The sequence below is a fragment of the Marinomonas sp. UCMA 3892 genome (assembly GCF_012726345.1).
In the GTDB taxonomy this organism is placed as follows: domain Bacteria; phylum Pseudomonadota; class Gammaproteobacteria; order Pseudomonadales; family Marinomonadaceae; genus Marinomonas.
The window spans coordinates 298,892-319,029 of the sequence record NZ_PTXN01000002.1 but is presented as its reverse complement, the minus strand read 5'-3'; the positions used below and the strand labels follow the sequence as shown (position 1 = coordinate 319,029).

General features: G+C 41.3%; 16 protein-coding genes. 5 read left to right on the top strand and 11 right to left on the bottom strand.

From position 1 onward, the window contains the following. Nucleotides 1–58 precede the first annotated feature (58 nt). The gene (locus tag B6N13_RS04335) at nt 59–922 is read right to left on the bottom strand and encodes an alpha/beta hydrolase (protein WP_012070616.1); all 864 of its coding nucleotides are present in this window, start codon (nt 920–922) and stop codon (nt 59–61) included. 246 nt (nt 923–1,168) lie between these two features. Continuing rightward, the gene (locus B6N13_RS04330; RefSeq protein WP_169458601.1) at nt 1,169–2,455 is read right to left on the bottom strand and encodes a sodium:proton antiporter; all 1,287 of its coding nucleotides are present in this window, start codon (nt 2,453–2,455) and stop codon (nt 1,169–1,171) included. Between the two features lie 342 nt (nt 2,456–2,797). Here B6N13_RS04330 and B6N13_RS04325 point away from each other — a divergent pair, with 342 nt between their 5' ends. Both B6N13_RS04325 and B6N13_RS04320 read left to right on the top strand, forming a co-directional pair. Beyond that, nucleotides 2,798–4,537, top strand: a complete 1,740-nt coding sequence (locus tag B6N13_RS04325) for a tannase/feruloyl esterase family alpha/beta hydrolase (RefSeq protein ID WP_169458600.1) — start codon at nt 2,798–2,800, stop codon at nt 4,535–4,537. Nucleotides 4,538–4,822: 285 nt separating this feature from the next. Then, nucleotides 4,823–5,686 carry an oxaloacetate decarboxylase gene (locus tag B6N13_RS04320; protein WP_012070613.1) on the top strand — a complete coding sequence of 288 codons (864 nt, stop codon included), beginning with the start codon at nt 4,823–4,825 and terminating at the stop codon, nt 5,684–5,686. Nucleotides 5,687–5,781: 95 nt separating this feature from the next. Here B6N13_RS04320 and B6N13_RS04315 read toward each other — a convergent pair whose 3' ends face one another. Beyond that, nucleotides 5,782–6,465: a mobilization protein gene (locus B6N13_RS04315; protein ID WP_012070612.1), complete on the bottom strand. Its 684-nt coding sequence runs from the start codon at nt 6,463–6,465 to the stop codon at nt 5,782–5,784. A 237-nt stretch (nt 6,466–6,702) separates the two neighbouring features. Between B6N13_RS04315 and B6N13_RS04310 the strand changes: the two genes are divergently transcribed. Beyond that, on the top strand, nt 6,703–6,942 hold the full coding sequence (locus tag B6N13_RS04310; RefSeq protein ID WP_012070611.1) for a GlsB/YeaQ/YmgE family stress response membrane protein: 240 nt from the start codon (nt 6,703–6,705) through the stop codon (nt 6,940–6,942). Nucleotides 6,943–7,012: 70 nt separating this feature from the next. Here the strand turns inward: B6N13_RS04310 and dapA are convergent, their stop codons facing one another. After that, nucleotides 7,013–7,885 (bottom strand): 4-hydroxy-tetrahydrodipicolinate synthase, encoded by an 873-nt coding sequence (gene dapA, locus B6N13_RS04305; protein WP_012070610.1) that lies wholly within the window; start codon nt 7,883–7,885, stop codon nt 7,013–7,015. Nucleotides 7,886–8,252: 367 nt separating this feature from the next. On the opposite strand from dapA, the gene B6N13_RS04300 reads away from it, so the two are divergent. Beyond that, nucleotides 8,253–8,873, top strand: coding sequence for a LysE family translocator (locus tag B6N13_RS04300; RefSeq protein ID WP_012070609.1), 621 nt, complete (start codon nt 8,253–8,255; stop codon nt 8,871–8,873). Between the two features lie 55 nt (nt 8,874–8,928). Here the strand turns inward: B6N13_RS04300 and B6N13_RS04295 are convergent, their stop codons facing one another. The 7 genes from B6N13_RS04295 to leuS all read right to left on the bottom strand — a co-directional run bounded on the left by B6N13_RS04295 (nt 8,929) and on the right by leuS (nt 19,351). Further along, nucleotides 8,929–11,544, bottom strand: a complete 2,616-nt coding sequence (locus tag B6N13_RS04295; RefSeq protein ID WP_012070608.1) for a cyclic nucleotide-binding domain-containing protein — start codon at nt 11,542–11,544, stop codon at nt 8,929–8,931. Nucleotides 11,545–11,572: 28 nt separating this feature from the next. After that, entirely contained in the window at nt 11,573–12,181 is a 609-nt protein-coding gene (locus B6N13_RS04290; RefSeq protein WP_169458599.1) for a flavin reductase family protein, read from the bottom strand. 197 nt (nt 12,182–12,378) lie between these two features. Beyond that, on the bottom strand, nt 12,379–13,038 hold the full coding sequence (locus tag B6N13_RS04285) for a putative 2OG-Fe(II) oxygenase (protein WP_169458598.1): 660 nt from the start codon (nt 13,036–13,038) through the stop codon (nt 12,379–12,381). 90 nt (nt 13,039–13,128) lie between these two features. Beyond that, on the bottom strand, nt 13,129–15,138 hold the full coding sequence (locus tag B6N13_RS04280) for a methyl-accepting chemotaxis protein (RefSeq protein WP_169458597.1): 2,010 nt from the start codon (nt 15,136–15,138) through the stop codon (nt 13,129–13,131). 131 nt (nt 15,139–15,269) lie between these two features. After that, a complete protein-coding gene (gene holA, locus B6N13_RS04275; RefSeq protein WP_169458596.1) occupies nt 15,270–16,298 on the bottom strand; it encodes a DNA polymerase III subunit delta in 1,029 nt (342 codons plus the stop codon). A 25-nt stretch (nt 16,299–16,323) separates the two neighbouring features. Continuing rightward, nucleotides 16,324–16,839: a hypothetical protein gene (locus B6N13_RS04270; RefSeq protein WP_169458595.1), complete on the bottom strand. Its 516-nt coding sequence runs from the start codon at nt 16,837–16,839 to the stop codon at nt 16,324–16,326. Between the two features lie 64 nt (nt 16,840–16,903). Beyond that, nucleotides 16,904–19,351 carry a leucine--tRNA ligase gene (gene leuS / locus B6N13_RS04265; RefSeq protein WP_169458594.1) on the bottom strand — a complete coding sequence of 816 codons (2,448 nt, stop codon included), beginning with the start codon at nt 19,349–19,351 and terminating at the stop codon, nt 16,904–16,906. Between the two features lie 176 nt (nt 19,352–19,527). On the opposite strand from leuS, the gene B6N13_RS04260 reads away from it, so the two are divergent. After that, a complete protein-coding gene (locus B6N13_RS04260; RefSeq protein WP_169458593.1) occupies nt 19,528–19,974 on the top strand; it encodes a hypothetical protein in 447 nt (148 codons plus the stop codon). The last annotated feature ends 164 nt before the right edge of the window (nt 19,975–20,138 follow it).

Here is a 20,138-nt window from a genome sequence, read left to right as displayed (position 1 = left end):
GCTTAAGTTTCACGAAAATGGCGCTATTTTTTCGGTACATCGAGAGTAGCTGTTCCTGCTATTCGTTTTCTTGTAAGAAAGCCTTCATTGAATTAAAAACATGCAGTGGATGAGTCATATGTAAGCAATGTCCATTGCCTTCTATTATTTCTAGTTTGGCATTTTGTAAATTATCCTTGATATATTCGCCTACGCTAACAGCAACCAAAGTATCGTTTGAGCTTTGTAATATTAAGCATGGGTGAGATATGTCAGGCAATAAAGATCGATAATCGGAGAAAAAAGTCGCTTCAGCGAAAGGCTTAGAATAAGTTACATCAGTAGCGCAAAAACTACTAAGTAACTCATGTACTAATGTATCGCTTTCTGACATTCCAGGGCCAATAGGAGATAAGTCGCTTCCCATAACAATGGGTGCTAAATAGTTCCCCCAGCCAATATAGTCTTTCTCCATTAACTGGACTAGTCCTTCCAAATCTTGTCTATCAAAACCGCCTTGGTAGTCTTCGTCTAGGTTTAAAAAACAAGGAGAAGGGCAAACAGCTACCATCTTAGAAAAAAGCTCAGGGCGTTGCTTAGAGGCAATCCAGCCTATGGTGCTACTCACCGAGTGGCCGACAAATATGACGTTTTTAAGTTCTAGAGCATCACATATTTCAATGATATCTAACGCATAGCCCTCTAATTGTTGATAGCGATTTTTTTCATATGCTGAAAAGTCTGAATTGCCACTACCAACATAATCGAACAGTAGAACTTGATATGTATCTTCAAGAAAAGGCAGTATAAAACGCCACATATTTTGATTGCAGCCGAAACCGTGAGCCAAAATGATAGTCTTTTCACCTTTGCCTCTTAGTTTGATGTTATTACGAAGCATAATGTCTTCTGACTGGCATTCTGCTTGCGGTGTTTTTAGCATTAAAGTGCTCCGTTCTTTATTTGATTCAATCCTATCTATCATCTAGGTTTTAGATCATAGGTATAATGCTATTTTATAATGCCTGCTCGTTTGTTTTTATGATCTACAGCAAGGTTCATTTAAGGAGTGAATGAATCGTACTGGACTTAAAAAAAACGCCAACACTGGGTTGGCGTTTTATATTTTAACAATGAAGCTTTCTATATTAGTTCTATAAAAGCTGTTATAGCTGAATGGGGTAAGTGGTTATTTTGATTTGTCTTTTGCTGCCTGAATACTTTTTTGAATCAAAGGTGAAATAGTTAGACCCTGCACTATGATGGAGAAGATAACTACAACATAGGTAATAATGACCATGATGTCGTGCAAGTCTAAACCCTCAATCATCATTTTATTCGTTGGAATGGCCGCCGCCATAGCAAGTGCTAAACCACCTCGTAAACCACCCCAAGTTAGGATTTTTACGGAATGTTTATCGTACTCACGGTAGCGTTTAAAAATCAGATAAGGACTGCCCACACTAATAAAACGTGCCAGTAGTACAACAGGTACCATGACTAAACCCACTCCTATAATTTCCCAAGTTAAAGGCATAGTAACGATCAACATACCTATGATTAGGAAAAGTAGCGCATTTAAAAAGCTGTCTGTGGCATGCCAAAAATCTTTTACATAACGGGTGCCATCTGGGCCGCTTTTTTTGGACGCTTTTGCTCGCGTGATATTGCCGAGAAGAATACCACTGGTCACCATTGCAAGCGCGCCGGAAATCTCCCAGATATTAGCCAAGGCAAAACCCGCTGAAGGAATGGTTAGAGTAACCAACAGGCGTGTATTGATATCCTTACAATTGATAATAACAAAATGGCCAACTAGGGCGATAACAAGACCAAATATAATACCTCCAATCGCGTCGACTAAAAATAGTTCAGCGACGTCTTGGAAGTTGGCTTCAGTACCATAAAATGCGACCGCAAAGATGGTGGTGAAAATAACTAAACCAACACCATCGTTAAACAAGGATTCTCCTTCTACTTGGATCGAAATTCCCTGCGGTGCGCTCATTTGTTTGATGATAGCCAGTACTGCAATCGGGTCAGTAGGGCTGATCAACGCGCCAAATAACAGGCAGTAGATAAAAGGTATCGGAAAGTTGAGTAAGGCAAATACGTAGTAACTTAGGTAACCGACAATGAAGGTCGACGCTAACGTCGAAAACAGCACTAATATAGTGATTTCCCAACGCTGTCTTTTTAAGGCAGCGAGGTCGATCTCTAATGCACCAGCAAATAATAGAAAGCCTAACATGCCTTTTAATAACAGCTGATTAAAATCGATGCCGGAAACAACTTGAGTGATAAATACTGCGGTTTCATCGCCAAGCATTTTTACTGCAAGTATCAGGAGTAGTGAAATTACGACAGAGCCTGTAGTAATGGCTATCGTAGTTTGCATTTTAAGTATGTACTGGTTGGTAAAAGCGATAAAAACCGCTAATGCCGATAGAAAACAGATGAGATACCAAGCGTTCATTCGAGAACCTTAACATTTATCAAAAGAGTGAGAGTCATAAAAGGGTGCAAGGGGGATGCTGAGGCAGTATGTTATCCCTAGAATTTCTCTCTGTCACTGTTTACCTGTACAAAAAACAGCCCTAAAAGCTGCTTTTTATCAAAAAATAGGAAAGTTTATTTCATAAAACGCCTTTTAGATGGGATTTTCTTATGTTTGTGTAGGAAAATTACAACTTTTTAAACGTATTTTGTGCATCATTTGAATAGCTAGAGCAAAAAAATAATTCTTCTTTTCGGTTTATGTCTCCTATTCTGTTTAGGTTGTAAACAATTAATATAAAAACAATATGGAAGGTTTTTTATGTATCAAGGCTTGTCTAAACCGAGTTTACTTAGTTTGGCGATAGGAGGTTGTCTTGTGTATGGCAACCTAGCTAACGCTGCCGTATCCCAGACAGCTTTACCGCAATTGAGTGAAGCAAAGCCATCAGCGCTCGCATCTAGTTGTGAGGGGTTATCTTCTCTTTTAACCGCAAGTAATACGTCGATTGATTCTGTTGAAACCATTGCCAAAGGGGGGGTGAAATTAGGCGATAATGAAGTAGAAGAACACTGTTTGGTAAAAGGGAAAATGCATGAACGTATTGGCGAAATAGATGGAAAGCCCTACGCAATTGGATTTGAGTTACGATTACCGAAAAAGTGGAATGGACGTTTTCTTTATCAAGCAAACGGTGGGTTAGATGGCTCAGTTAGAACTGCAGAGGGTAAAGTGGGCGGTGGCCCATTAACCAGTGCTTTGATGCAGGGATTTGCTGTTATTAGTTCAGATGCTGGTCACGGTAAGCCAATTCCTACTTTTGCTTATGATCCGCAAGCGAGACTTGATTATGGTTATCAGGCTGTTGCCAAGCTGACTCCAATGGCAAAGACCATGATTCACCAAGTTTATGGTCGAAACCCTGATCGTAGCTACTTTGCTGGTTGTTCAAATGGTGGTCGTCATGCCATGATCGCAGCAACGCGATATGCTGATGATTACGATGGAATCTTGGTCGGTGCGCCTGGTTATCGTTTACCACTGTCTGCTGTGGCCAGTATTGCTGGCGCTCATGCTTATGCTTCGGTTCCTAATACGGATAAAAAAGATCTGCAAACCTCTTTTACGCTTGCTGAACGGACAATGGTTTCGAACTCAATATTGGCGAAATGTGATGTCCTTGATGGTCTGAAAGATGGTTTGATTCAAGATTTTAAGTCTTGCCAAACTGCTTTTAGTATTCAAAAAGATGTTCCTACCTGTAAATCAGATAGAGACGGTTCTTGTCTTACTCAACCACAGAAAGACGCAGTAGATAGTATTTACCAAGGTGTAACAGCCAATGATGGAAAGCGCATCTATTCATCTTTTCCATATGATGCGGGTATTAATGATGCCGACCATATCCGTTGGGAGTATACATCACCGATTGAACGAGATTCTGGTGCTGTGGCGATGATTTTTAGTACGCCCCCTGTAGCGCTCACAGACTACAATATTCGAAACTTTAGTGGTGCAGACTTTGTTTGGAACGCCAATATTGATGAACTGGTGGAAAAAGTAAATGCCGTTTCTGGTGTGTATAAAGAATCTGCCATGTCATTTATGGCACCACCTTCGCCAGAAGATATGTTTTCTTTGCGTGATAAGGGCGGCAAAATAATGGTCTATCACGGTGTGTCCGATGCAATATTTTCTGTGGACGATACCGAAGCTTGGTATAAGGCTCTAGACGCCAAAAATAATGGCCATGCTAGCGATTTTGCTCAGTTCTATCCTGTGCCAGGTATGGGGCATTGTAGTGGAGGTAAATCAACCGATCAGTTTGATATGTTAACGCCTCTTGTCGCTTGGGTAGAAAAAGGGCAGAAACCTAGGCAAGTTATTGCTACAGCCCGCGGCGAAGGGAATCCTGGTGGTGTAAATGAAGAAATACCAACTTCTTGGAGCGCGACTCGTACCCGACCACTTTGTCCTTATCCAAGTGTAGCGACCTACGACGGCAAGGGTGATGTAGAAAGTGCAAAAAGCTTCATATGTGATGTCCCAAAAGAGATGTGATTTTTCCAGAAAGAGAAGGGTTTGCTTATTTTAAGCAAGCCCTTTCTATGTGTAAGTGTGGCTAAGTATGTTGTGTGTAGCTTCCAGTAAGTCATAATGGCATTCATGATTTTTTCATAGTTTGTAAATCCCTTTCATTTCATCAAAAACTTAGTCTTTTTAGTCGTAATTTACTTACAAAACCTAACCAATCGGTTTGTTACAGATGAAGCAAATGCACAAGGGGCGTATAATGCCGAGCATTTCCACTATATGAAATTTAGTGACATCTTTTAGGAGTATATTATGGCAACACCTTCCCAACATGATTTGCGTAATGACTTTCGAGCATTACTAGCAAGCGGTAAATGTTATTACACCGCTTCGACATTTGATCCAATGTCGGCTCGTATTGCTGCAGATCTTGGCTTTGAAGTAGGGATTTTAGGTGGCTCTGTTGCATCTTTGCAGGTTTTAGCTGCGCCAGATTTTGCTTTGATTACTTTAAGTGAGTTTACGGAGCAAGCAACACGTATTGGCCGTGTAGCACGTTTACCAATTATTGCTGATGCGGATCACGGCTATGGTAATGCATTGAATGTGATGCGTACGATTGTTGAACTTGAACGTGCTGGTGTTGCGGCATTAACGATTGAAGATACTTTGTTGCCAGCAAAATACGGGCATAAATCTACAGATTTGATTCCAGTAGAAGAAGCTGTTGGTAAATTGAAAGCGGCTTTAGAAGCGCGTATTGACCCCATTATGAGTATTATTGCTCGTACTAATGCTGGTCAGTTGAGTACCGAAGAAACCATCTCGCGAGTTAAAGCTTATCAAGCCGTTGGTGTGGATGGCATCTGCATGGTTGGTATTCGTGATTTCGCTCATCTAGAAGAGATTAGCCAACATATTTCTATTCCAATCATGCTTGTGGCTTACGATAATCCTGAACTACGTGACCGTGAGCGTCTTGCTGCTAACGGTGTACGCATTGTTGTAAATGGTCATGCTGCTTATTTTGCTGCGATTAAAGCTACGTATGATTGCTTGCGCGAGCAACGTGGCATTGCGGAAGGTACCTTGGATGCTTCTGAACTGTCTACGCGCTATTCGACGTTAGAAGAAAACCGTGTATGGGCGAATAAGTATATGGATGTTCAAGAGTAATAACTAAGATCCAAAAAATGAGGCCAGCTTATGTAGCTGGCCTTTTTTATACTTTTTAGGTTACTTAAGTGCTTAAGCGACTAAGAATAATAGGATTAACCAAGCTGAGCTAATTGCTCATATGTATTACGTAGCCATACTTTCATACGTTGGCGCTCAGCAATGTTCATAATGCCTTTATCATTTGCCACTGCCCAAAAACTGCTGTTATTAAAATCGATTTTTTGAGTCAACTTACTTTGTAATTTTGGTAGTTCAATGATTAAGGCTTCGCGGCTAACGGCTTTCTTAAAAGTGTCAGATTTTTGAAAGCGAGAAAAATCAGTACCGCGACCTAGATTTTGTACCACTACAAAATCAACTGATGGTTGAGTGTAGCGGTCAAGTAAATCATCTAGTAGCGCCACTGAATCAGCACCATCGTCCATGACATGCCATAGACAGACTTGGTAGCCCATTTCATCTAGTAAACCAAATACATCGGTTTCTTCAATCCATTTGCCCAACGGCTGAGATGCTTGAGCTGCTAGGTCAATAATTAAATCACGATCTGGGTATTCTTCAATGGCCGCTAACATGCCATCTAAACTGTCTTCTTCGCCAATTAAAATGGGAGAAGCGAACTCGCTATAGAAACGTGAAAAAGTACCGTGCGACGCATCACAGTCAAACCCTAGAAACGGCTGATCGTTGTCAATATAGAATTGTGCCAAGACACGAGCGGTCATAGATTTTCCGACACCGCCTTTTTCACCGCCTACAAAATGTACCTTACCCATCTAGATTTCCTCATTGAAGATTAACTTGACCATGTTTTAAAGGCTTACTGAAAACATTTTTTGTATCAAATGCATGCTACCAACATTTTTTGAAAAAGCTTGGCGCTTTCATGACAAAGTAACAGAAAAAAGAATAAATGGGTTAGTAGTATAGGGGATTGAGTGACTTTTCTAGGTACTTAAACAAATAGGTGCTAGTCTGAATAACTGTAAATTACATAATATAAGGATCATTTTATGGAGATCTTAGCTTTTTTGTTTATTGGTGCCTTGGCGGGTTGGTTGGCTGGTCAGCTAGTAAAAGGTGGCGGCTTTGGTTTGATTGGTAATATTGTTATCGGTGTAGTTGGTTCTTTTGTCGGCGGATTCACATTTCAACTGCTCGGCTTGTATTCAGGTAGTTTCTTGGGTTCTCTTGTTACGGCAACGGTGGGGGCTATTATCCTGCTTTATGTTGTACGGCTCGCTAAATCTTAGTTTTAGACTTTTTAATAAATCAGCCCGCTCTGAAATGCGGGCTTTTTTATGTGTGTTTTTAAGCTAGGGCTTAGATAAGTTCTAATTCTTCCATAATTCGGCGGATGGTCGCTTTTGTGCTGTCTTGTAGTGGCACCATAGGCAAACGGCATTCTTCGGTGCAAAGACCTAATAATGACATGGCGTATTTTGGTCCCGCGGGATTTGGCTCAATAAAGAGCGCGTTATGCAGCGCAAATAGCTTGTCCTGCAATTGCGCAGCTTCAACGTATTTGCCTTCGCGGCATAGACGTTGCAATTCCACGACTTGTTTTGGCGCTACGTTTGACGCAACCGAAATACAACCGTTACCGCCACCGACGTTATAAGCAACGGTGGTGATATCGTCGCCACTTAAGAAATTGAAAGGTTTGTTAATTAAGGCGCGTTCACGAATAGGACGTGTTAAGTCGCCAGTCGCATCTTTTACGCCAATTACTCTTGGTAGTTCCGCAAGGCGAGCCAATGTAGCAACTTCTAAACCGACAACCGAGCGAGGTGGAATGTTGTAAAGGATGATAGGTAATTTACTGTTGTCGTGTACATATTTGAAGTGTTCGTATAAGCCAGTTTGATTTGGGCGGTTGTAATAACCAGCTACATGTAAGGTTGCATCAGCACCAGCTTGATAAGCGTATTCAGAATAATTCACTGCTTCCACTGGGTTATTCGAACCTGCACCTGCCAGAACGGGTACCGCTTTATTGGTTTCTTGTACGGTAATTTCTATAACTCGTTTATGTTCGTGTTCGCTTAAGGTAGGGGATTCACCAGTTGTGCCAACGGGTACTAAGCCATTGATACCTTGATCGATTTGCCAGCGGACGATATTGCGTAAAGCGTCTTCGTCTAATTGACCGTTACGAAAAGGAGTGATTAATGCAGTGATTGCGCCGTAGAACATACTTTTGCCTCATTTGGGCCGGTATGCATTCTGCTGAAAAGATAAGTAGTCCGTCAGCTAGAATGCTGCCGGGGAGTTGTTTAAATCTTAATTCCACACGTCAGCGCCGCAAAGCTTCTTAGCCTTACGTTTATCGCCGTTGCGTTTATTTAAGATATTGTTATTCATAGGGTAATAGAAAATCTTTATTCAATTATATAAATAGTTAGTTTTTCTATGCTGACGTTTTTTATCAAAAAGGTCAATACACTAGTGTGTTTTTTATTCGAACTGTTTTTAGCTCTGGGGTGTTCGTTTTTTCGTGATAGATTGGATAAAATACCGGCGCAATTAAATGCGCTTTTAATAATACAAATAAGAGAAAAATATGGATCTTACTACTTGGCTTTCTTTGGTTGCCGTTTGTGTGATGGGAGCAATTTCTCCTGGACCAAGCTTAGCTGTCATCTTGCGTGTATCAGTTTCTCAATCACCGCTTCATGGTGTTTTGGCCGCGATAACACATGGTTTAGGTATTGGTTTTTGGGCTTTTTTGACTCTGCAAGGGCTCGCCATTTTGATGGCCAAGCACCAAAACATATTCTCTGTATTGACTGTTTTAGGTGGACTTTATTTAGCTTGGTTAGGATTTAAAGCATGGCGTTATGCTGGACAAGGTCATGACATCAAAGTTGAAGGCCAAAAGTCTTCCTATTGGGAGTCTGCTCGTGATGGCATGATGATTTCTTTGATGAACCCCAAAGCTGCGTTATTTTTCTTAGCTTTATTTAGCCAGTTGATTCCTACAGAAATAAACACCTTGATTAAGTTTCAGTTATGGGCAACGGTTGTGGTGATTGATACTGGCTGGTATGTAGTCGTGGCTTTGTTATTAGCGGGTGGCCCTGTGCTTTCCTGGTTGCGTCGTCATACGGTATGGGTAGATAGAAGCATGGGGAGCATTTTAATATTGCTTGGATTGAAAGTGGTGATTGGTGTATTTGCTTAAGCATAAAAAAACGCTCCTAGGAGCGTTTTTTTATGCTTTTATTTAGTTAAAGATCTTACTTTTGAAAGATAAAGTTTTCTGTTTCAAGCAGTTTTTTGGTCCAAAGTTCGTATGCTTTTGAGTTTAAATGCAGTCTGTCGCCTTCAAATAGGTTGTCTTTAATTTCTCCATGTTTGTCGATCAGGGTGGAGAATAAATCAACGTATTGAGTGTTGGGACGTGTTTTGGCAAGTCGCACTAATTGTGCGTTGGTTTGTTCGATCGTTTTGCGCATTTTTAATCGAACTGGGCTGCATTTAATACTAATTAGAGTAACCGGAATACCTGGAAGGTGGCGATCTATTTTTTGCAGTAGCTCAATGTACAGGTCAACAACCTTATTGCTGTCACAGTGGTTGCCAATGTCATTGTCACCAGCATAAATAACCAACGAGCGAGGCTTGTGTGGCAAGATGATGCGTTCAAAATAATAAACGCAAGCTTCTAATGTTGCGCCGCTAAAGCCTAAGTTAATTGCATTCTTGTCGCGAAAATTATGGGTGAAATCATGCCATAAACGCACAGTAGATGAACCATAAAATGCGACTGGCTGCTCTTTATATTCTTGATAGGCTAGGTGGAATTCCAGTTTTCGCACATCTGATTCGAATTCCACATCGATTTGATTCAGGCTCATTACGTTAGAGCGATAGCCATTTTTACCACTGAATATAGGGTATTGGCGAATCTCTCTTGATAGCTCAACCGCTTCGTTCACATGACTTTTATACTCTTCTTGATAAGAAGCTAAGAATTTAGCCAAAGCTTTTTTATCAGTGTAGTCGACTTTACTGGACAATTTAAATGCAGGCTTAATGATGACCGTATAAAGGTTGTGATCGGCGCGCTTATCAAAGTTCGCTACAACAATTGGTACAATCCACGGCTCTTCGCTTCCCATTGAGCCTGCAAGTTCAAAGGCGTGGGGGAGCAAGGTGCCTGGGGATTGTTGCGTACTGAAGCTTTGTCCTTCTGGTGAAATCATGAGCGGGAAGTTTTGGCGCAAGGTGTCTTGAGATTGTTTGATAAATTCATCGTATTCTGGGGTGTCTTTGGTTAGATCTTCCCAGCTATTGATAAATATATTGCCAAACTTTCCATAAAAATCGTCACGCCAAAATTCGCTTTCTTTGCTGCGACGTACGACACGTTGGCCAGAAATACCATATTGGTTGTCGATAATCATGGCGCTAATAAATTGCGCATCCATAGAAAAGCGGAAGCCATTTGGTAGGCGGTTCGTAGGAGAGCCTAATAAATGGTTATAAATGAATAGAGAGCCAGCTTTCTTGGGTAAGTTCTCTAGTCCTTTAATGACATAGGGAACTTGTTGGAAGGCTTGTTTGAATAGCTCTGTGCCTAAACGTCTTGCATCTAAAGCCGGAGTCTCTTTTGGCAAATTATTTATCGTGTCATAGACATTTTGTAGATGGCGATAAAAAGCATTTTCGCGCTGTAAATCTTTTAGAATGTCCAAGCACATACCTGAAATGGTGCGTTCTAGCACACAGCCAAAGTGTAGGCATTTATAAAGTACACCGAATGCTTCGTCGGTAGTAATCGCGCTTTTCAGTAATTCGCTGACTTTATACAGAGGCGAGCTAACGGGTAAAAGCGCAGCATTTTGATCTATTACGTTACTTACTGCTAATACTTCATCATTTGCTATCTGTGAAAGGTAGCGCATTCTAGCCGCTAATAAATGTGCGCCAATCAACCAAATGAGTCGATATAAGTATTTAACTGAAAACTTAGGACTGTCTTCGAAAATTTCTAACAAATCATCGCGTTTGATAAACAAAACGCTACTGTCTCTGGATGAAATGATCGAAGTGCGATTTTTCATTTCTTTATTTTGGGTTGCCCAAGCCAGTACGGTTCCGGTACGGGAAATCGTTCTGGTGGTAATAATGTCGCCAGTGTCTGTTTGATAACTGATGACAACTTTACCTTTGATGAGAATATATAAGCCATTAGCTGGTTGATCTTGTTGGCTTAAAATATCCCCTTGATGTGCTAATAAAATGGACGATTTTTTGGCTAATGTGTGTATCTCAGCTTGAGTAAATGTCTCGCAAAAAGGGGCGTAGTTTAGAAGACTAATGGCATCTTTTAGTGCATGAACTTGCGTTTCAGAATCGATTAAAGGGCGCGTTTCTTCAAAAGCCAATGATTCGTTAGAAAAGAAAGGACGTGTTTGATTCTGTACGTTGGTGAGAACAGGTAAGGATTCTTGATAAACAAACTGCAGAAATTGGCTAGCAAAAAGTAAGTTAGCATCGAGAATTTTTTGTAATTCAACAATCGGCCAATAGAATAATTTAGAAGACTTAGTTGCTGTGAATGTGGTCGCATAACGAGAAGGATGACGAAAAGCAGACCATCCAATAGGGGAGAGGAGGTTGCTGATCATGCCGACGTTATAAGATTTCCCGGTATCTTGCAACGGAACGGAAATGGCGATTTCGCCTTCTAGAAGAAAATAAATGTTCTGGCCAATTTCAAATTGTTTGGCCAGAATGTCACCAGCTTTTAGTGTTTTAATAGACGCGAGATCGGTTAAGGATGATGCTAACTCAGCATCAATATCTGCCATGAAAGGAAATGTATTTATGTGTTTTGTGATGTCCATCTTTATTTTACCTCAAATCTATATTGCCCTAGTTAGGGCGCTTGATCGTCACAGTCTCGCCTAAAAGTGCATAGTCGTCGCCACCAATTCGTGCAAGAGGGTTGAGTTTTTTGTTGTCGATGAAAATTCGAGACTTGTCTTCAGTTACAAGATCTTCATCCACGTATAAGTCTAGTATTTCCAAATAAATCGCATTGAACGTCGCGTTTCCTAATGTATGTATGTCGAACAATTTGCAGTGGATAGCGACTTTTGCTTCTGCAATACGGGGTAATGTTTCGGTGAAATCAGTCAGTGACAAGCATGTTCTAGTTAGTTCCGATTCACCATAAGATAAGCTTGCCGAGCTCTCATTGACGGCATTTATTAAATCCCCGCTTGGAATATGCAAAACACATTCCTTTTCTCTTAGTAGGTTGTACTTTGTATCTTTGGCGATACCGGTAGTTTTGTTGCCAATGGATACCATTAAGAGAGCAGGGTCTGAAGAGATAGGAGCAAAATATGAAAATGGGGCGAGGTTGAAGCTCTCGTTTTCATTTTTCGTCATGACCCACGCAATAGGGCGTGGTGTAATTGTCTGAGTGATCAGGTGGTAGCGTTGATTACCGCTTAGTTGATCAAACTGGAAACGCATAGACTACCCCGAGGTTATGAAACATTACTTGTTAAATTACTACAAATACCAATCCATTGTGAATCTTTGAGTAGAAACTTATGAAATTTATTGTAAAAAAGCAGAGTTTTGGATGGGGAAGTGGTTATACGAGCCAACTCAATCCTTTATGAAAGCTAGAAGGCTCGTAATTAATAGAAATGTTTTATGCTGGTGGGTCAGTAGGCTTCGATAATGGCGTTAAAAGCAATGACAACTCGATCTTTATCACCAAAATACGGCAAAGCAGAATGCTTTAAGTAAGACGGAAAAATGATCACTTGCCCATCTGTAGGGGTGAAGTCCCAGACTCCATGTCCACCTAAGTAAGCAGTGCCCGGATCAGCATAATGTTCCGCGTTGACTCTTGGATCGTAAAAACGATTGAGGCCACCATTGCCTTCGACATTGGCATCACCGGGCTCTAAATAATAAATCCCACACCAAGAGCAATTTGGATGAGAGTGAGCGTCATGGTAGCCGCCTTTTTGGGTAACATGATACCAAGACTCAATAATATGTGCGTCTGCTTCCATGTCTTCAGGCCAAAACGCTTGGTTTACCGATCCGGCAATTTCTAATATCAATTCTTCTAAAGCACGTTTCGCTTCCATGACATTGGCGTCAGCGAGATCCAGAAAATCCAATGTACTTTCGTGGAGTGCATGTTTTGCTTTTGGAGCAATTTGGCTCTCAATTGCAGTGGTTTGAGTCGCTTTTTGTTGGTATACCGCTGCGAGTAATGCCTCTTTTAAAAAGTCATGATCTGGCATTTGGGTGACGAAAAGTGGTGTGCTCCAGACTGTGAGTTCTTCCAAGACAACGGATTCATTATTCATTTATTTTTTTACCTAAGGCATGATGAGGCCGCATAATAACAGGCTGCGAGAATAAGTGAAGTCTAGCAAAGTAAACTTCACTTTATCGAGTTACAGGTTGTTAGCCTGCTTTAGACTCTCTATTACTTTGACTTCTTTATCTATTTCAGACATGCGAGCAGTCATATCTTGAATCGCTCGTATGTTTTCGCTGACATCTCTACTTGCCATATTGGAAGCATCACCTAGGGATTGAATTTGTGCCGTTAACTCGCCCGTATTATTGGTGAGTCGAGACATGAACTGTTCAATACTTTCGATCGACTGACTGATAGAGCCAGTTGATTTGGTGACAGATGAGATCGTTTCTCCCGTTTTATTTAAGCTGTCTTGAGTGTTTTTAGATAGTTGTCTAACTTCATCGGCAACCACCGCAAACCCTCTACCAGCTTCGCCTGCTCGCGCCGCTTCAATCGCAGCGTTAAGTGCGAGAAGGTTGGTTTGATCAGCAATTCCGGAAATAACTTTTAAAATGGCAAGTACTTGCTCTGAATTGTTTTTTAGCTGAGCTACGTTTCCATTCAGCGCCTTGCGGCCATCTTCCTGTGCATTAATGTCATTTCTTAGGTCATGGAAGGTGCCACTTACATCGCTAATAATCGCTTCTGTCTGCTGCGAGTACTTTGTAATTTTGTTAAAGCTGACTACCACTTGTTCAAGTAAAGGGCGGTACTCAGATAGATAGTTAATAAGGTCTGCCTGTAAGCGATTGATTTGCATTAAACTATTCAATCTAGATAACGTAAAAAATTCTTTGAAATAACTGTAGTGAATCGGAAAATTATCAACAATAGGGTCCGAAAATGTTTCGTTTTTTGACACTTTGAATAGAAATAATGCAGTGAGTGTTTGGTTCATATGTACGCCTAATAGCTCGCCAAAAGTAGAAAAGCCCGCGGCTTTAACGTTCTGGAAGGCTGTTAGCTCTTTGAGTACTTTTGCATTATTTAAACGACGTAAAATACAGTCATTAGCTAGCATTGCGATTGGCTGAGGTTTGCCTTTCATAAATTCGTCAAAGGCTTGTTTGGTACTATCAGCAAAGCCTTTAGCTTCCACCAGAATAAGCTCGTCGCCAAAATCTAGGTCGCAGAAAAAATGAATGATCTTGTTATCTAAATCAATGCTGGCGATGGAGCGTATAAATAATTCACTACCAATTTCAACGGCAAATGAGTGGTTTGTTAATTTTGTATTTAGATCGTTTGGCTGGCATTTAAAATAGTCACAAAGGTGGTCGACAATGTTGACTATTTTACCAGTAGATTTGGAAATTACTGTAGTAACAGTACGTCTTTGTGGGTCTGATTCTGCAATATAAAAAGAGCGTTTGGTCTTTTGGAAATTGTGTGTTTTTAGTATGCCGTAGCGAATATTGTCTGCTAACTTAGTAAAAATAACCACAGCGCAATTGTGAGCAACTTTGCTGCCGTCGTAGACAGACGCTTGTTTGAAGTCTAGCTTCCCTCCCGCTGAGCCACCAATGAAATGACAAGGAAAGCGCTGGCTATCGTACAAGGCTTTCATAAAGAAGTTTTCGCTAGACGACAGCCCGTCAATAAATGTAATGGCAATGGTATCTTGGTAGTTGATGGCCATTTTCACATTTATTTTTTCTATCTCGGACTGAATAGTGCGAATTCTATCTTGCTTATTTTTGGTTACTTTACCTTGCTTTAAATCTTCGCAATGCAGCGGGATAGTTTTTATTTCAGTGGATGCTAGCAGCTCTTCACTGTAGCTTTGTAAGACAATCGAGTCCCATTTTCCATCGGTCGTTTGATAAAAATTTGCTTGTTGGCTGTTAAGTTCGCCAGATGTCATCACAGCAATGACTTTTTCACAGAAAGGCGTGAATCGCTGAATTTTTTCAACAGTACTTTCAAAGTCGAGATTGGAAGACACAAAGGCGAGGATTAATTGTGTTTTCTTTTCTGGAAATTTTAATACAGCCAGAGTGGCTTCAGACAGTTCAGCGTGAGTTAACTGAAGGATTTTAACATCTTGATTTTTACCGGTACTATCAGATGGCGCTAATGTTTTTCGTTTAAACCAAGACATAGATGTCTCCATAAAGCTAAATTGTTTTTCTCATCATCCCATCATTAAGGATAGAACAATATCGGCTTTATGTTTGTATTAGTTTAAATATGTAACTTATTGATAATAAATAATATTTTAATAAATATTATTTATGGTAAGTCCAATTCAGTCACTACAGGTTTGTAGCCACAAAACATCATCACTAGGTTGCGAAAGCCTGTTTCGCTGTCTGGGCCTTCTAATCCCTTGATGCTTTTATCAATCAAGGCTAAGTAGTTTTGCATGTAAGGCAAGGTGACTTTGTTGTGTCGTGACATCGCGCTTTCATAAAAGGGTACACGCTTGTCCCAAATTTTTTCACTTTGGCAGGCTTGTTTAAAGCTAGAGGATTGCATGCTTTGTAGTAGGTTCGCTAAGGTTTGGATTTCACGATTAAATAGCCAAAGAATGATGCTGGCTTCAACCCCTTCGCCTAGCAACTGATGTAAGCAGTGCATTGAGTCTTTGGCTTTGCCCATTAATAGGCGATCACTCAAATCGTAAATTGAATAGCGACTGCTGTCAGCCACGGATTCAGCAACTTTTTCGGCATCAATTTGTACGCCTTGTCCATGCATGAGGGCTAGTTTTTCTAGTTCTTGAGAAAGTGCCAGTAGGTTACCTTCTCCACGTTCACAAATCATGCTGGCAGCATCACGAGTGAGAGATAAATCTAGCGTTTGCGCTCTTTGCTGCACCCAAGCAGGAAGTCGGTTTGCGTCTATTGGCCAGATTTGCACAAAAACACCTTGCGATTCTAATTGCGTGAACCATTTGGCTTTTTGAGTTCGAGCGTCAATTTTAGGCAAGGTGAGCAGGATGATATTGTCTTCGCTAAGTGATTGGCTTAATTGAGCCAGCGCTTTGCTGTGCTTTTCGCCCATCTTGTCTATTTGAATATCGAACATTCTACGCGTGGAAAACAACGATAAACTTTGATTTTCGTTGATGACATCTTGCCAATCAAACTGAGCGTCAGCAACAAAACGCAAACGTTCATCAATATTATGATGTTGGGCCGCTTTACGAATGCTGTCTGCCGCTTCTTGGCACAATAAAACTTCGTCACCAGAAATAATATAAATAGGCGCCAAGCTTTTTTTAAGCTGAGATTCTAGTTGGTCAGCTCTGACTTTCATGATGTCCGCCTAAAAGTGATGCGAGTTAGAATGGGGCATAACTTAAGTCGTAAACTAGTTGATTAGCTAGATCTTCATTCATGCTTTCTTCTTGCGCTTGGTTATAAGATAACTTGGCGCTTTCTTCCGCATTTTGATTGGTCAGTGTTTTTGTTGTGTTGATGGTTCTAGGGCCATAGAGGGATTTTCCATCAGTTTGGCGGACAAAGTAATTACTTGTTAAGCTGCGTTGTAATTGTGATAGATCGTTGTTTTTATCACGAGCCAGCTCAATATCAATCTTTGTGATTTTATTGATTTTTAGATTGAGGGTGTCTTGGTTAGCATTGTTTTTATCGATGATAACAACACCTGCTTTAGTCAGTGCTATGCGCAATGCTCTATCAAAACTATCTGAGCCACTTTCTGACGTTAGTGTTATGACTTTAAGCTTTGCTGGTATGTTAGTTTGGCCACGTAAATGGAATCCACAGGCGACAATACTCATGGTCAGTAATGCCAATAATAGTAGACGAGTTGTTTGTGTAAGTGCGGTTATCATATCCGTGATCTCTACTTTGTGTGAAGGAAAAGGGATGGTAGAGCCATCCCTTAGAGTGCTTCAATTAGTTTGCAACGATGTTAACCAAACGACCTGGAACAACAATGACTTTACGCACTGTCTTGCCTTCAAGGAGCTTGGCGACGCTTGGGTGAGCAAGTGCTTCCGCTTCAATTGTTTTGCTGTCAGCATTAGCGGACACAGTCAACTCAGCACGTTTTTTACCAAGTACTTGAACAACAATGGTTAGCTCGTCTTTGATTAAGGCTTCTTCGTCTAGCGTTGGCCAAGGTGTATTAACGATGTTGTCACTATGACCTAGCTCGCTCCATAACTGGTGAGCAATGTGAGGCACAATAGGAGACAACAGCAATGTCGCCGCTTCTAGTGCTTCTTGCTCTACAGCAAGACCCAATTCAGATGAGTCTTCGAACTTGCTGATCTCATTACAAAGCTCCATCACTGCCGCAATAGCTGTGTTGAAAGTTTGGCGACGTTCGATATCGTCAGATACTTTCTGAATAGTTTCATGTGTTTTACGGCGCAAAGCTTTTTGAGCACCGTTCAATTCGGCAATGTTTAGTTCGCCAACTTTACCCGCATTGGTATGACGGTAAGATAACGCCCATAAACGACGTAGGAAGCGAGAAGCGCCATCTACACCAGCATCATTCCATTCAAGTGATTGTTCTGGTGGTGCACTGAACATCATGAACAAGCGAACAGTGTCGGCACCGTATTTCTCAATCATTTCTTGAGGGTCAACCGTGTTGCCTTTGGATTTAGACATCTTGGTGCCATCTTTGTTTACCATACCTTGTGTCAATAGACGTTTGAATGGTTCATCAGAGTTTACAAGTCCCGCATCACGAAGCAACTTATGGAAGAAACGTGAATACAATAGGTGAAGAATCGCGTGTTCAACACCGCCAACATATTGGTCAACAGGAAGCCAGTAGTTCGCTTCTTCAGTTAACATGGCATCAGTAGAATCTGGGCAGCAGTAACGTGCAAAATACCAAGAGGATTCCATGAAGGTATCGAAAGTATCTGTTTCGCGCTCTGCTTCTTCACCATTAAACATAATGGAAGAAAAATCAGGATTGTTTTTGATCGGTGAATTAACACCGTCCATGATCACATCCGTTGGCAATTCAACAGGTAGCTGGTCTTGTGGCACAGGCACAACAGAGCCATCTTTTAGGTTGATGGTTGGGATTGGTGTTCCCCAATAACGCTGGCGGCTAACGCCCCAATCACGTAGACGATAGTTGACTTTTACTTCGCCTAGGTTACGTTCTACCATCCACGCTGCAATAGCATCGAAGGCTTCTTTGAAGGCTAAACCATCGAATTCGCCTGAGTTGCAAAGTACGCCTTTCTCAGTGAAGGCTGCTTTTTCTAGATCAATCACTTCGTCGCCAGCAGGCTGGACAACTTGCTTGATGGCTAGGTTGTATTTTTTCGCAAATTCAAAGTCGCGTTGATCGTGAGCAGGAACTGACATAACTGCGCCAGAACCATAATCCATCAATACGAAGTTAGCAGCGTAAACCGGAACTGCTTCGCCAGTGATTGGATGAATGGCTTTGAAGCCAGTGTCCATACCTTTTTTCTCAACGGTTGCCATATCCGCTTCTGTTGTGGACATTTTTTTGCTTTCTTCAATGAAAGCAGCAAGGTCGGCATTATTCGCAGATGCTTCTAAAGAAAGAGGGTGCTGAGTTGCTACAGCTACGTAAGTTACGCCCATGATAGTATCAGGGCGAGTAGTGTAAACAGATAGACGCTCGTCTTTGCCTTCTACCGCGAAACTAAATTCTAGACCTTCTGAACGACCGATCCAGTTACGTTGCATGGCTTTTACTTTTTCTGGCCAGCCATCTAACTGATCAAGATCGTTTAATAGTTCTTCTGCATAATCTGTGATGCGAATAAACCACTGAGAGATTTCTTTCTTCTCTACATTAGTGCCACAGCGCCAGCAGCAACCATCTTCAACTTGCTCGTTAGCCAATACCGTTTGGTCTTCAGGACACCAGTTAACGGCAGCGGTCTTTTTGTAGGCCAAGCCTTTTTCAACTAATTGTGTGAAGAACCACTGTTCCCATTTGTAGTATTCAGGAGTACAAGTAGCAATCTCGCGATCCCAGTCATAACCAAACCCAAGCTCTTTAAGCTGGCCTTTCATGTAGGCGATGTTTTCAGTGGTCCATTTTGCAGGTGCGGTTTTGTGTTTGATTGCCGCGTTTTCGGCAGGAAGGCCGAACGCATCCCAACCCATTGGTTGTAAAACGTTTTTGCCTTGCATGCGCTGGTAACGAGAAATAACATCGCCGATAGTGTAGTTACGAACATGACCCATGTGTAGACGACCACTTGGGTAAGGGAACATAGAAAGGCAGTAGAACTTTTCTTTGCTAGAATCAGCGATGGCTTTGAAGACTTTGTTCTCGTCCCAAAAAGATTGGGCAGCTTGTTCTATTTGCTGCGGATTATATTGCTCTTGCATGATGTATTCTTATCCCGTGATCGACGAAAGGTTGGTAGACCTGTATTCTCTTTAATGAAAGAGAACCATTATAGCGACATAACGCAAGATAATGGTGTAATGGTCAGTAGAGTTTGAAAATATCCGTTATTTTATAGAGATGGAGCCCTAATTAGAAGGTGCATAGAGGAGGAGTTATGAAATCTATGAAAAAAGATTCATCAAAAAACGAAATCGATTCGAATTTGGTTGAAGAAGCCCGTAAGACATTGGTTGGAGCAAAGGATTGGTTTTTAGAAGACGTTGCTTTAATGACGGCCTATTGGCATGACAAAATGGGTTACACCGAAGCATGGATAGATGCGAACTGGCATTACGTGCTCGATGAGAGTCATGCATTGGTCGAAGAGCTTGATGAAAAAGAGGATGCTGCTTTGTTATGGCTGATAAATCACGCCAATAATAACCCTGTGCCGCTTGAAGAGTGTCATGTGGTTGGTACGGTTGTAGAGCCAGGAAGCTATCGTTGTATGTCTTGTGGACATGATAACGTTATCGAAACCAAGCAAGCATTAGCGCCATGTGAGATCTGCCATTATGGTTTGATGTCGACCCATGATGATCAGACCAATAAAACTGAGTAATTCATTGTTCCTCGTTCCCACGCTCCTGCGTGGTAATGCATAGCATGAGCCTTGGTATTCCATTCACTTGCGCCTGTTTCGCAAGCTCAACGCGTCAGCGTGAATCAAATACCAAGGCTCTTTTTTTATCCGTTGTTTACCCTTGTTCCCACGCTCGGTCTCTG